Here is a 13,107-nt window from a genome sequence, read left to right on the forward strand (position 1 = left end):
GCCCGTCCCCGCCTCCAGCAGTACCGACAGCTCGCCGGCGGCGACGAGGGTGCCGGTCTGGAGGACCGCGACGTGGGTGCAGGTCGCCTCGACCTCGGCCAGCAGGTGCGACGACACGAGCACCGTCGCGCCACCCGCGTGCAGCTCGGCGACGATCCGCCGGACGTCGCGGGTGCCGGCGGGGTCGAGGCCGTTGGTCGGCTCGTCGAGCACGACGAGCTTGCGCGGCACCAGCAGTGCCGCGGCCAGCCCGAGCCGTTGCTTCATGCCGAGCGAGTAGCCGCGGAACCGGCGGTCGGCGGCGTCGGACAGCCCGACGCGCTCGAGCGCGGTGCCGACGGCGTCGCCGATCTGCGCGCTCGCCAGCAGGGGTTCGGTGGCCGCGACCCGGCGCAGGTTCTCCCGGCCCGACAGGAACGGGTGGAACCCCGGCCCCTCCACGAGCGCCCCGACGTGCGGCAGCGCCTGCTCCGTGGCGTCCGGGACGGGATGGCCCAGCAGCTCGGCGCTGCCCTCGGTCGGGCGGGTCAGTCCGAGGAGCACGCGGATGAGCGTCGTCTTGCCGGAGCCGTTGGGCCCCAACATCCCCAGCACGGCGCCGGACGGGACCTCGAGGTCGATCCCGTCGACGGCGACGGTCTTCCCGAACACCTTCCGCACCCCGCGGACGGCGGCCGCGGGAGGCGCCGCCGCGGCGGCTCCCGCGGCACCGCGCTCACCGGCGGCGGCGCTCTGCCCGGCGGGTGCGGTCACTTCGCGAGCGCCTCGGTGAGCACCTGGGCGGGGACGGCACCCGCCGCGACCCGGCCGTCGTCGGTGATGATCGCCGTCGCGACCGCGGTGTCGATCTCGCGGCCGCTGCCCCACGCGCCGCTGACCGGCTTGCCCAGCGACGACAGGTCCGGCGCGCCGTCGCGCCCCGGCGCCGGCTGCTGGTCCGCGGGCGGCAGCGTCGCGATCACGACGGTGTCCCAGCCGTCGCCGACGACCGTCGGCTCCTGCCCCTGCTCGTGCTGCTGCGCGCCACCGGGCCGCGCGGGCGCGTCGGTGACCGTCGAGCCGGGCGGCGGGGTGAACGCGAACAGCGCGGGGTCCTGCGCCCCGAAGTCGAGCTGCGTGAACCCGACCTGCAGCGCCGGGTCGGACGACCCGTTCGCGAGCACGGTGAGCTGCAACGGGATCCGCTTCTCCGAGTCGACGGCGACGCGGACCTCGCGCAGCAGCGTCCGCTCGGACGGCAGCGGCCGCAGCACGAGCTCGTAGGCGGGGCGTCCGGCGACCGTGGCGGTGCCGTCGACGTCGACGCTGCTCGTCGCGCGCAGGTCCTGCACGGCCTTGGCCGCGGCGGCGGCCGGGTCGGTCGCGGTCGCCTCCGGTGGCGTGTGCGTGTCCGTGCCGACGGCCTTCTTCGTGACGGTCCGGTCCGCGGAGTCCCACGCCCACACCGTGGTGCCGTCGTCGACGATCGTCTTCTCGCCCTGGCTGCTGGGGATCGACAGCCGCCCCTTTCCGGCGCCGTCCGACCACACCTGCCCGCTGCTGGACCCGTTCGCGGCCTGCGGGACACCCGGGATCGCGGGCAGCCCCAGCTGGTTGTCGAGGGTGACGGTGCCGTGCAACGGTCCCGGGTCCTTCGACTGGATCACCGAGGCGACGAGATCCTCCGCGCTCACCGGCGGCAGCTCGGGTGCGGCACCCGCTCCGGCGGGCATCGCGAGCAGTCCCAGCCCGACGGCACCCGCCACCGCGAGTCCCATCCCGGCCCGGGCCCAGACACGTCGTGTAGCCATGGGCCCAGCCTGACGCATCGGTGCAGCGGGGCCCAGCCTCGTGCTGAGAGGGCCCTGAGCCCGCTGAGAGTCCGCTTAGCCCGACCTGCGGACGGCCCTCCCCGGCGTCGGTGCCGACCAGTAGCGTCCCCGTCGATGGCGCGCGTGCTGGTGGTGGACGACGAGCCCGGGGTGCGCACCGCGCTGCACCGCGGGCTCACCGCCGAGGGGATGGAGGTCGTCGCGGTCGGCGACGGCCCATCCGCGCTGCGCGCCGCGCTGACCGGCAGCTTCGACGCCGTCGTCCTCGACATCATCCTGCCCGGGCTGTCGGGCTACCGGGTGCTCGAACACCTGCGGGCCGCGGGCGTCGACACCCCGGTGCTGTTGGTGTCGGCCAAGGACGGGGAGGTCGACCAGGCCGACGGGCTCGACCTCGGCGCCGACGGCTACCTCGTCAAGCCGTTCTCGTTCGTCGTGCTGGTGGCGCAGCTCAAGGCCATGCTGCGCCGCCGCGACGCGACGTTGGGCCGCACCGGGCAGAAGGTCCGCCTCGGCGGTCTGGTCGTCGACCCGGCGGCGCGCAGCGCGTCGTACGACGGCAACGCGATGGAGCTGTCGCCGCGGGAGTTCGCGCTGCTGCACGCGCTCGCCAGCAGGCCCGACACGGCCGTCGCCAAGGACGAGCTGCTGCGGCTGGTGTGGGGCGACGCGCAGGCCGCGAGCCGCAACGTCGTCGAGGTCTACGTCGGCTACCTGCGGCGCAAGCTCGACGCCGTCGGCGCGGGCCACCTGCTGCGCACCGTCCGCGGCTTCGGCTACCTGGTGGGCTCGGGCGCGTGACCCGGCTGCGTCGGTGGTGGACGCGCCGCACGCTGCGGTTCCGGATCACGCTGGTCGTCGGCGCGGTCGCGCTCGTCGCGCTGCTCGCGCTGTCGCGCCTGGGCGCAGGGCTCGTCGCGTCGACGCTCACCGGGTCCGCCGACGCCGAGCTGCGCGTCCAGGCGACCGACGTCGCCGGCCGCGTGCACACCGGCGCGCCGCCCGCGGCGGGCCCGGCGGTGCGTGTCGTCGACACGGCGGGCGACCCGGTCGACGGCCGCGGGCCGCTGCCCCTGCGCGGCGACGAGGTGCGCCGTCTCGCGAGCGGAGCGGCGATCACCACCTTCGGCGGCGGGGAGTTCCGGCGGTGGCTCGCGGTGCCCGTGGTGGTGCCCGACGGGTCGACGCGGCTCGTCGTCGCGAGCGGCACGCTCGTCGGCGGGGCCACGCTGCTGGGCCGGGCCGCCGTCGGGTTCCTGTTCGCGGCGCTCGTCGTCGCGGGCGTGATCGCGCTCGCGGCGTGGGCGGCCACCCGGGCGGCGCTGCGCCCCGTCGACCGGATGCGTGCGGCCGCCGCCGCGCTGCCGCCCGGGGAGCGGCTGCCGCTGCCCGAGCCCCGCGACGAGCTGCGCGCCCTCGCCGAGGCGATCAACTCGCTGCTCGCGCGTCGCGACGAGGCCGTCGCCCGCCTCGAGCGGTTCACCGGCGACGCCGCGCACGAGCTGCGCTCGCCCGTCGCGTCGATCAGGGCCCAGGCCGAGGTGGCCGTCGCGCACCCGGATCCGGAGCTCTCCGAGGAGACGCTGCGGTCGATCGCGAGCGAGACCGAGCGGATGACCGTGCTGCTGTCGGACCTGCTCGCGCTCGCCCGGTCCGACGCCGGCCGCCGGCCCGCCGCCGAGGCCGTCGACGTCGGCGCGGCCGCGCGCGCCGCCGTGACCCGGCTGCCCGCAGGCGGGCCGGCCGTCGAGATCGTCGCGCCCGGGCCGGCGCGGGCGGCGGCGAGCGCGGGCGAGGTCGATCTCGTGCTCGACAACCTGCTCGGCAACGCCGTCCGCCATGCCCGTTCCCTGGTACGCGTCGGTGTCCTGCCGGCGGGCCGGTGGGTGCGCCTCGTCGTCGACGACGACGGGCCCGGCATCCCCGAGGCCGACCGCGGGCGGGTGTTCGACCGGTTCACCCGCCTCGCCCCGGAGGTGTCGGTCGACGGGGGCGGGGCCGGGCTGGGCCTCGCGCTCGTCGAGGGCCTGGTGCGGGGCCGGGGCGGGTCGGTGGCGGCCGCCGCCGCGCCCGAGGGCGGTGCCCGGCTGGAGGTGCGCTGGCCCGCCGCCTCGTGACCGCTGGGCTTTGCGACGATCACGCCGTGCCCGTCGAGCAGCTGTCCTACGTCGTCGCCGCGCCACGCCGCACCGTCGCGGGGCTGCTGCGGGACTCCGAGGTCGCCGCCGCGGCGCTCGCCCGCGCGGGCCACGGCTACGCCTCCGACGTGCGGCTCCTCGCGCCCGGCGACCGGGTGCGGCTGCGGGTCCGGGTGCTCGCGCGGATGCCGCTCACGCTTCCCGGGGAGACGGTCGTCGAGGAGGTGACGCCCGCGCGGTTCGCGACGTCGCTGGTCCGCGGCCCGGTGCCGGAGCTGACGCACGTCACCACGCTCGAGGTCGCGGCGGCCGGCACCCGCGTCACCGACACGCTGACCTGGCGCGCCCCGTTCGGGCCGCTCGCCGACCCGCTCGTCCTGCGCCCGCTGCTGCGCGGCGTGCTCGGCGCGCGGGCGGCGGAGCTGGCCGAGCGGGTGGGCGTCGCGGCCGGGGCGCGGATCGTCGTCGCGACGGCGCTGGTCCGCGACGGGCGCGTCCTCGCCGCGCAGCGCACCCGGCCCGCCGCGCTCGCCGGCCGCTGGGAGCTACCGGGCGGGAGCGTCGAGACGGGGGAGAGCGAGGACGCCGCGGTGGCCAGGGAACTGCGGGAGGAGCTGGGCGCCGACGTCGTCGCCTGCGGCCGGCTGGGCACCGACCTGCCCATCGACGCCGGGCTCCTGCGGGTGCACCTCGCGCGGCTACGGCCCGGCTCGGCCGAGCCGGCGGCACTGGAACACGCCGCCGTGCGGTGGGTGGACGCGGCCGGGCTCGCGACCCTGGACTGGGTGGACGCCGATCGCGCCGTCCTGCTCGACCTCTGCGCGGTTCTCGGCACCTGACCCGGGGCGGCCACGTGGTCCGGATCGGGTCGGGCAGGAGCAGTGGCGTTGCGCCCGGACGGTGGCGCGCAACCTGAGCGTCCGGATCGGGCGGCGCGGGAGCAGCGGGGTTGCGCTCGGTCGGTCGGGAGCCCGGCGTTGCGACGCGGCGGGTTCGCAGGTGCGACGTCCTCGCGGGACGGGGGAACCGGGCGGGTCGGCGGGTCGTCGGAGCCGCATGTGCCTCGACGAACTACGGGCGCGGCAGGCGGGCGTCGTCTCCAGGGAGCAGGCGTTGGCGGCGGGCCTGTCGGCCGACGAGATCGACCACCGCCTCGCGCGCAGACGTTGGCGCCCGCTGCATCCTCGGGTCTACCTCACCGTCGCCACGCAGCCGACCCCGGAGGCGCGCGTGCGGGCGGCGGTGCTGTGGGCGGGGGAGGGGGCGGTGCTGTCCGGGGTGGCGGCGGCGTGGTGGCACGGGATGCCGGTGCGGGCGCCGGCGACCGTCGCCGTCACGGTCCCGCGGCGACGCTCGCCCGGGAAGCGCCCGGGCGTCACGGTCCGGCGCCGGACCCTGCCGGTGCCGGACCTCGACGAGCACCGTGGCCTGGCCGTCACCGCCGGCCCGCTCACGACGGTCGAGGCCGCGCTCGCCCTCGGCCCCGCCGGGGCGGCGTTCCTGGACGCGGTGCTGCACCGGGTCGTCGGCTTCGACGACGTCCTCGCCGCGGCCCGTCGCGACGACGGCCGGGGCGAGCGGCTGCTGCGGGAGGCGGGGGAGCGGGCGCGGTCGGCGGCGCGGCTGCGGCTGGCCGGGATGCTGCGCCGTGGCGGCGTGCCCGCGCGGGTGCTCGCGGAGCCGGGGTACGCGGCGGTCGTCTGCCCGGCGGCCCGGCTCGCGGTCACCGAGGCCGGGACCCCGGCCCCGGCGGGCTGGGCGGTCCTCGAGGTCGGGCCGGGGGATCTCGTCGGGCGTCCGGAGTGGGTCGTCGCGGAGGTCCTGGAGACGGTCGCGGCGCTGGGGAGGGCCCGGATCACGGGGTGATTCCGATCACCCGGGCGCGGCCGCGGGCAGGGCGGTGCCGTCGTCAGCGGACGGCGGCGCGACCGCTCGCACGTCGACGGGGCGCGGGCCTCGACCGGCGCACCGGGATCGGCGGGAAACAGCAGGTCGGAGTCAGTACACGCGGGCTCGCTCCAGTGCCTTCCGGAGCTTCATGCCGGTGAGCTCGTCGGCCCCGAGCCGGCGCAGCCGGAGCGCGACGACCGGGCAGTTCTTGCACCGTTTCGGCTTCGATCGGCAGCACTTCTTCTTCACCTTGCCCATTGTCAGGCGAGCCTAACCTCATGCCTGGGGAAGGGCCAGGGTGTCGTCGGGATACCGTGAAGTGTGAGCACAGCTGGATCCACCCTCGACGCTGCACCGGCGACCGCGGACCGCGGCCTGCCGGACGCGCGCGGAGGGCTGCGCAACGTCGCCATCGTGGCGCACGTCGACCACGGTAAGACGACGCTCGTGGACGCCATGCTGCGCGCGTCCGGCGCGTTCGGCGAACGTGCCGAGCCGGTGGACCGGGTCATGGACTCGGGCGACCTCGAGCGCGAGAAGGGCATCACCATTCTCGCGAAGAACACCACGGTCGACTGGCACGGCGTCACGGTCAACGTCATCGACACCCCCGGGCACGCGGACTTCGGCGGCGAGGTCGAGCGCGGCCTGTCGATGGTCGACGGCGTGGTGCTGCTCGTCGACGCCTCCGAGGGTCCGCTGCCGCAGACGCGCTTCGTGCTGCGCAAGACGCTGGCCGCCGGGCTGCCGGTGATGCTCGTCGTGAACAAGACCGACCGGGCCGACGCCCGGATCGCCGAGGTCGTCGACGAGTCGCTGGAGCTGCTGCTGGAGCTCGCCGACGAGCTGGAGCTCGACGAGGACCAGACGGCGCACCTGCTCGACCTGCCGGTCGTCTACGCCTCCGGCCGGGCGGGCAAGGCCAGCCGCACCCGGCCCGCCGACGGTGAGCTGCCCGACTCCGACGGCCTGCAGCCGCTGTTCGACGTCCTGTTCGACACCGTCCCGCCGCCGTCGGACGACCCGGCCGCGCCGCTGCAGGCGCACGTCACCAACCTCGACGCGACCAACTTCCTCGGCCGCATCGCGCTGTGCCGCATCCGGGCGGGCGTCATCCGCCGCGGGCAGCAGGTCGCGTGGATGCAGGACGGCGGCAAGGTCACCCGCGTCAAGATCACCGAGCTGATGCGCACCGAGGCGCTGACCCGCGTCCCCACCGACGTCGCGTACGCGGGGGACATCGTCGCCGTCGCCGGCATCCCCGACGTCATGATCGGCGACACGCTCGCCGACCCGGAGAACCCGGTCGCGCTGGAGCGCATCCACGTCGACGAGCCGGCGATCTCGATGACGATCGGCATCAACACCTCGCCGCTCGTCGGCCGCGACCCGCACCCGGGCGGCAAGCTCACCGCCCGTCAGGTGAAGGGTCGGCTCGACTCCGAGCTGGTCGGCAACGTCTCGCTGCGGGTGCTGCCCACCGAGCGGCCCGACACCTGGGAGGTGCAGGGCCGCGGCGAGCTCGCGCTGGCCATCCTCGTCGAGACGATGCGCCGCGAGGGCTTCGAGCTGACCGTCGGCAAGCCCGAGGTCGTCACCAAGGTGATCGACGGCAAGCTGCACGAGCCGTTCGAGCAGCTCTCGATCGACGTGCCCACCGACAGCCTCGGTGCGGTCACCCAGCTGCTGGCCGCCCGCAAGGGCGAGATGAGCCAGATGGTGCACGGGGAGAACCGGGTCCGGCTCGACTTCCGGGTGCCGTCGCGGGGCCTGATCGGCTTCCGCACCGAGTTCCTCACGATCACCCGCGGCGCCGGCATCGCCAGCCACGTGTTCGACGGCTACGGCCCCTGGGTCGGCGAGATCTCCAGCAGGCTGCGCGGCTCGTTGATCGCCGACCGCGCCGGTGCCGTCACCGCCTACGCGGTCGACGCGCTGGCCGACCGGGGCGTGCTGTTCGTCGGCCCGGGCACCCAGGTCTACGACGGCATGGTCATCGGTGAGTACACCCGCAACGAGGACCTCGAGGTCAACATCGTGCGGGAGAAGAAGCTGACCAACATGCGGAAGTCGACCGGCGACGAGCTCGTCAAGCTCACCCCGCCGACGATCCTGACGCTGGAGCAGTCGCTGGAGTTCTGCGCGCCCGACGAGTGTGTCGAGGTGACGCCGGAGAACGTCCGCATCCGGAAGGTGGAGCTCGACTCGCACGCCCGCGGCCGGGCCCGCGCCCGGGCCAAGGCCGCAGCCGCCAACTGACCCGACGCAGCGGCCCCTCGCCGCGATGCGACGATGGGTCGCGGCCCGGTACTGCCGGGGCCGGGTGGTGGTGCGGCGCAGGAGGAGCGGGTGACGGGCAGCGGCGGGACGGTCGGTCCGGCGTCGCTGCGCGCGGTACTGGTCCTGCTGCTGGCCGGGCTGCTCGCGGCGTGCGTGAACGAGCCTGCGCCGCAGGTCGTCCCGCCGGCCCCGGCGCCGTCGACCGCCGCGACGCCCGAGCCGACGACGGTGACGGTCGGCGTGCCGTCGCTGGGCGCGGGCTTCAACCCCCATCTGCTCTCCGACCAGTCCCCGGTGACGACGGCACTCTCGACGCTCGTGCTGCCCTCGGTGTTCCGGCCCGACGCCGAGGGGACGCTGCAGCTCGACCAGACGATCGCCACGAGCGCCCGCGTGACGTCGACCGACCCGTTCACGGTGAGCTACGAGCTCAACGTGCAGGCGTCGTGGACGACCAACGCGCCCATCGCGGCGGAGGACTTCGTCTACCTGTGGGACCGGATGCGCTCGGAGCCCGGGACCGTCGACGCCGCGGGCTACCGGCTGATCAGCGACGTCCGGTCGCGCGCGGGCGGCAAGGCCGTCGACGTCGTGTTCTCCCAGCCGTACCCGCAGTGGCAGCAGCTGTTCTCGGGCCTGCTTCCCGCGCACATCCTCAAGGACGCTCCCGGTTCCTGGACCGGCGCACTGGCCAACGGGCTGCCGGCGTCGGGCGGCCCGTTCCGCATCGCCTCGGTGGACCGGGCCCGCGGTGAGGTCGTGCTGACCCGCAACGACCTCTACTGGGCCAGCCCGACGACGCTCGACCGCATCGTGCTGCGCGCCGTCGACGACTCGACGATGGTCGACGAGCTGCGCTCGGGCGACCTCGACGCCGCGCTGCCCGAGTCGGACCCGACGGTGAGCCAGCTGCTCGCGGCGCTCGGCCCGGCGTACCGGACGCAGCAGGCGCCGCAGCCCGTCGTCACGAGCCTGGCGTTCCGCTCGGACACCGGCCCGCTCGCCGACGTCCGGGTCCGCCAGGCCGTCGCCGCCACCCTCGACCGGGAGGCCCTGCGCACGCAGGTCGCGCCGGGCGCGGTGGCGGCCGACGCGTTCGGGCTCGCGCCGTCGGAGCCCGGATACGCCTCGACGGCTCCCGCCGGACCCCCGGCTCGGCCGGATCCTGCTGCGGCGCAACGGCTGATGCTCGCGGCGGGGTACGTCCGCGACGCGCAGGGCCGGTGGGGGATCGGCGGCAGGCCGCTGCGGCTGGTGATCGGGGCGGCCGCCGAACGTCCCGACGACGTCCGGCTCGCCGAGGCCGTCGCGACGCAGCTGGACGCGGCCGGGATCGGCACCACGGTCGTCGCGCCCCCGGCGGCCGACCTGTTCGTCCAGCCCGAGGTGCCGGCCACCCCGCCCACCACGACGACGCCCACCCCGTCCGACACGGCGTCCGGCGCGCCGACGACCGCGCCCCCCACGACGACCCGGTCCCCCGGCCGTGCCACGACGACCGCTCCGGCGAGGACCGTTCCGTCGACGACCGTTCCGTCGACGACGGCCTTGTCCGGGTCGACAGGGCCGCCCACCAGTACTACCGCGCCGCCCGCGTCCGGACCGCTGCGGGCCGACGTGATGGTGCTGCCGCGGCCCGTCGGCGGGGACGTCGGTGCCCGGTACGCGTCGGACTACGGGTGCCCGCGGCCCGTCCCCGGCGGAACGACGGCCGTCGCCGCCAGCCCCACCCGGTTCTGCTTCCCGGCGCTGCAGAGCCTGCTCGACGGGCTCGTCGCGGGTACCGCCGGCGTCGACACGCAGGCCGTCGTCGAGCGAGTCCTGTGGGCCCAGCTGCCGGTGCTGCCGTTGTACCAGCCGGTCGGTCTCGTGGTGAGCACGCCGGCCGCGACGGAGTCGACGGACATCTCGCCGGGGCCGCTGTCGACCGGTCCGTTCACCGGCGCGCAGCGGTGGCGGACCCCCTCGAGTTGAGTGTCGCCCGGCCCAGCGCTAAGTTACCGCACGGTAGCGCAGACTGTTGCACGTCGTAACCAGCGAATCACCCTTTGGTCACGATCGGCCGGGGGTCGGTGACGTGCCCCGACGCGCTTCCTACCGTCCCGAGCAATGCTGGTTCGCCCCACACATGGCGCGATCCGGGGTCACTGACCGGGGACGTCGCGGCGAACCCGCGGGGACCGGTCACGACAGCAGAGAGGCATGGAGTCGATGAGGAGATCGAGGGCGGCCGCATCGGCCATCGCGCTCACCGCGGTGGCCGCAATGGTCCTCACGGGATGCAGCCAGAAGTCGAACCAGTCGACCGGCGGGAGCGGACAGACCGCCGTCGGCTTCCCGGAGACGCAGGACCTGCCGCCCGTCGCCGGCAAGCCCGGCGGCACGTTCCGGCTCGGCATCACCGAGCCCACCGCGATCGACCCGTACAACGCCCAGGAGTCCGAGGGCATCCTCGTCAACAAGGCGCTGTTCACCGGTCTGGTCAACGTCAAGCCCAACGGCGACGTCTACGACGGTGTGGCCTCGAAGTGGGAGCCCAACGCCGACTGCACGGCGTGGACGTTCACCCTCAAGCCCAACCAGGTGTTCTCCAACGGCGAGCCGGTCGACTCGGCGGCGTTCAAGCGCGGCTGGGAGCGCACCTCGGCGAAGGCGTCGGCCTCCGACGTCGCCTACCACCTCGACGAGGTGCAGGGCTTCGCCCAGATGCAGGACGGCTCCGCCAGCACGCTCTCGGGCGTCGACGCCACCGACCCGAACGTCCTGAAGGTCGGGCTGTCCAAGGCCGACTGCGAGTTCGAGCTGCGCACCGCCGCGCCGCCGCTGGCGCCGGTCCCGACGGTCGCCGGCGCGGCCGACAACAAGACCTACAACGACATGCCCATCGGCAACGGCCCGTTCAAGATGGACGGTCCGTGGCAGCACGACAAGGGCATCAAGCTGGTCCGCAACGACAGCTACAGCGCCGGTCCGAAGGCGAACCTGGACGCCGTCGAGATCACCATCACCCCCGCCGACACCGGCATCCAGGCCGAGTACGACGGCTTCAACAACGGCCAGTTCGACTGGGCCCGGATCCCGACGCCGCTGCTCACGCAGGCGCGCGCGGCGAACGAGTCGAAGAACCAGTGGATCTCCAAGAAGACGGCGGGCATCAACTACCTGCTCGTGTCGGTGACCACGAAGCCGCTGAACACCGCCGACGCCCGCAAGGCCGTCTCCGAGGCGATCGACCGCAACGCGATCGCTCAGGGCGTCTTCCAGGGCTCGCAGGTCCCGGCCGACGCGTTCATCCCGGCGTCGTTCACCAACGCCTACCAGCCCGGCGTCTGCACGGCCTGCAAGTACGACCCCGAGGACGCGAAGAAGCTGGCCGCATCGGCCGGCCTGACCCCGGGCACCGAGGTCAACTTCCAGTTCAACACCGGTGGCGGCCACGAGGAGTGGACGGCCGCGGTGAAGCAGCAGCTGGAGACCAACCTGGGGCTCAAGGTCAACTACTCGGGCGTGCCGTTCAAGGACCTGCTGGTCAACGAGCAGCAGCCCAATGCGACCGGCCTGTTCCGCGCCGGCTGGACCGCCGACTACCCGACGCCGGGCAACTTCCTGCAGCCCCTGCTGTCGACGCAGGCGATCGGCGCCGCGACGCCCAACGACGTCGCCAACGGTGACAACCGCGGCCGCTACAGCAACCCGCAGTTCGACCAGCTGCTCGCCCAGGCGGCGGGTACGCAGGACGTGGCCAAGCGCAACGACCTGTACAAGCAGGCCGAGAAGATCGCGATCGGCGACGACATGGCGCTGATCCCGCTCTTCGCCCGCCAGCAGTTCCGGCTGGCCAACACCGCGAAGTTCGGCAACGTCAACATGGACTTCTGGGAGAACCCGACCCTGTCCGAGATCACCATCAAGTGACACGGCGACGGTGCCCGGCCCGGGACTCGGGCCGGGCACCGTCCCTCCGTGTCGGAAGCCGGAACAATGGGTCGCTTCATCCTGCGGCGGGTCGTCCAGGCCGTCCTGGTCATCCTCGCCGCCACACTCCTGATCTTCCTCGCCACCTTCGCGATCGGTGACCCGTTCGCGTCGTCGGGGGAGAAGGCCGTTCCGCCGGACATCGCCGCGGCCAACCGCGCGAAGTTCGGCCTCGACAAGCCGCTGCCGCTGCAGTACGTGATCTACCTGGGCAACATGGTGCGCGGCGACTTCGGCATCGACTTCGAGCAGCACCGCCCGGTGGCACAGATGCTCGAGGCCGCGATCCCGAACACCGTCCGGCTCGCGCTCGTCGCGATCGTCATCGACATCCTCATCGGTGTCGTGGCCGGCGTCATCGCCGCGGTCAAGCGCTACTCGTTCTGGGACGTGCTGGTCACCGTCATCGCGACGCTCGCGATCGGCATCCCCGTGTTCGTCATCGGCGTCGTGCTCGTCGCCAACGTCGCGGGATGGGGTCCCTTCCCCTCGGTCCCACGAAGTTTCACGGTCCAGGTGCCCTGGTACCAGGAGGTGCTGCTGCCCGCCTTCACCCTGGCGATCATCGACGCGGCGTTCATCGCACGGCTCATGCGCGGGTCCATGCTCGAGGTGCTGCGCGCCGACTACATCCGCACGGCCCGTGCCAAGGGCCTGTCCGAGCGGACCGTCATCGGCAAGCACGCCATGCGCAACTCGCTGATCCCCGTCGTCACCTACGTCGGCGTCTCGCTCGGCGTGCTCTTCGGCGGCGCGATCATCACCGAGACGATCTTCCAGTACAACGGCGTCGGCTACCTGCTGTCGACGGCGATCGTGAAGAGCAACGCGCCGGTGATCATCGCCGTCGTCATCTTCAGCGTCGTCGCGTACGTCGTGCTGAGCACGATCGTCGACATCCTCTACGCGTTCCTGGATCCGCGGATCCGGCTCAACTGAGCCGGCTCCCCGGCCCCGAACGGCCACCCGGGCCGCACGGACACGCGGCCCGAACAGACACACTCCTGAGGCGG

General features: G+C 74.2%; 11 protein-coding genes. 8 read left to right on the forward strand and 3 right to left on the reverse strand.

What is annotated here, in order from left to right; translation table 11 throughout:
* A partial coding sequence (locus tag PSD17_RS12115) for an ABC transporter ATP-binding protein (RefSeq protein WP_339122689.1) occupies positions 1–753 on the reverse strand: 753 nt, incomplete at its 3' end.
* The gene (locus PSD17_RS12120; RefSeq protein WP_339122690.1) at positions 750–1,790 is read right to left on the reverse strand and encodes a LolA family protein; all 1,041 of its coding nucleotides are present in this window, start codon (positions 1,788–1,790) and stop codon (positions 750–752) included. The genes PSD17_RS12115 and PSD17_RS12120, both read right to left, overlap by 4 nt.
* A 135-nt stretch (positions 1,791–1,925) precedes the next feature.
* On the opposite strand from PSD17_RS12120, the gene PSD17_RS12125 reads away from it, so the two are divergent.
* The 4 genes from PSD17_RS12125 to PSD17_RS12140 all read left to right on the forward strand — a co-directional run bounded on the left by PSD17_RS12125 (position 1,926) and on the right by PSD17_RS12140 (position 5,815).
* Entirely contained in the window at positions 1,926–2,612 is a 687-nt protein-coding gene (locus PSD17_RS12125) for a response regulator transcription factor (protein ID WP_013673185.1), read from the forward strand.
* Positions 2,609–3,928 carry a sensor histidine kinase gene (locus PSD17_RS12130; RefSeq protein ID WP_339122691.1) on the forward strand — a complete coding sequence of 440 codons (1,320 nt, stop codon included), beginning with the start codon at positions 2,609–2,611 and terminating at the stop codon, positions 3,926–3,928. Before PSD17_RS12125 ends, PSD17_RS12130 begins: the two co-directional genes overlap by 4 nt.
* A 26-nt stretch (positions 3,929–3,954) precedes the next feature.
* Positions 3,955–4,788, forward strand: coding sequence for an NUDIX domain-containing protein (locus PSD17_RS12135; protein WP_339122692.1), 834 nt, complete (start codon positions 3,955–3,957; stop codon positions 4,786–4,788).
* Between the two features lie 217 nt (positions 4,789–5,005).
* A complete protein-coding gene (locus PSD17_RS12140) occupies positions 5,006–5,815 on the forward strand; it encodes a hypothetical protein (RefSeq protein WP_339122693.1) in 810 nt (269 codons plus the stop codon).
* Positions 5,816–5,947: 132 nt separating this feature from the next.
* Here the strand turns inward: PSD17_RS12140 and PSD17_RS12145 are convergent, their stop codons facing one another.
* Positions 5,948–6,088: a hypothetical protein gene (locus PSD17_RS12145; RefSeq protein ID WP_339122707.1), complete on the reverse strand. Its 141-nt coding sequence runs from the start codon at positions 6,086–6,088 to the stop codon at positions 5,948–5,950.
* Positions 6,089–6,160: 72 nt separating this feature from the next.
* Here PSD17_RS12145 and typA point away from each other — a divergent pair, with 72 nt between their 5' ends.
* From typA to PSD17_RS12165, 4 genes are all read left to right on the forward strand, one after another.
* Positions 6,161–8,098 carry a translational GTPase TypA gene (typA, locus tag PSD17_RS12150; RefSeq protein WP_013673190.1) on the forward strand — a complete coding sequence of 646 codons (1,938 nt, stop codon included), beginning with the start codon at positions 6,161–6,163 and terminating at the stop codon, positions 8,096–8,098.
* A gap of 33 nt (positions 8,099–8,131) precedes the next feature.
* A complete protein-coding gene (locus PSD17_RS12155; protein WP_143770366.1) occupies positions 8,132–10,093 on the forward strand; it encodes an ABC transporter family substrate-binding protein in 1,962 nt (653 codons plus the stop codon).
* 237 nt (positions 10,094–10,330) lie between these two features.
* The gene (locus PSD17_RS12160; protein WP_013673192.1) at positions 10,331–12,034 is read left to right on the forward strand and encodes a peptide ABC transporter substrate-binding protein; all 1,704 of its coding nucleotides are present in this window, start codon (positions 10,331–10,333) and stop codon (positions 12,032–12,034) included.
* Between the two features lie 48 nt (positions 12,035–12,082).
* A complete protein-coding gene (locus PSD17_RS12165) occupies positions 12,083–13,033 on the forward strand; it encodes an ABC transporter permease (protein WP_233899304.1) in 951 nt (316 codons plus the stop codon).
* Positions 13,034–13,107 lie beyond the last annotated feature (74 nt).

The organism is Pseudonocardia sp. D17 (genome assembly GCF_036984265.1).
Classification (GTDB): domain Bacteria; phylum Actinomycetota; class Actinomycetes; order Mycobacteriales; family Pseudonocardiaceae; genus Pseudonocardia; species Pseudonocardia benzenivorans.

Bases quoted from the DNA above. Each gene is read 5' to 3' on its own strand.
- PSD17_RS12125 (WP_013673185.1), top strand. From the start codon at position 1,926: ATGGCGCGCGTGCTGGTGGTGGACGACGAGCCCGGGGTGCGCACCGCG.
- PSD17_RS12140 (WP_339122693.1), top strand. From the start codon at position 5,006: ATGTGCCTCGACGAACTACGGGCGCGGCAGGCGGGCGTCGTCTCCAGG.
- PSD17_RS12160 (WP_013673192.1), top strand. From the start codon at position 10,331: ATGAGGAGATCGAGGGCGGCCGCATCGGCCATCGCGCTCACCGCGGTG.
- PSD17_RS12120 (WP_339122690.1), bottom strand. From the start codon at position 1,790: ATGGCTACACGACGTGTCTGGGCCCGGGCCGGGATGGGACTCGCGGTG.
- PSD17_RS12155 (WP_143770366.1), top strand. From the start codon at position 8,132: ATGGGTCGCGGCCCGGTACTGCCGGGGCCGGGTGGTGGTGCGGCGCAG.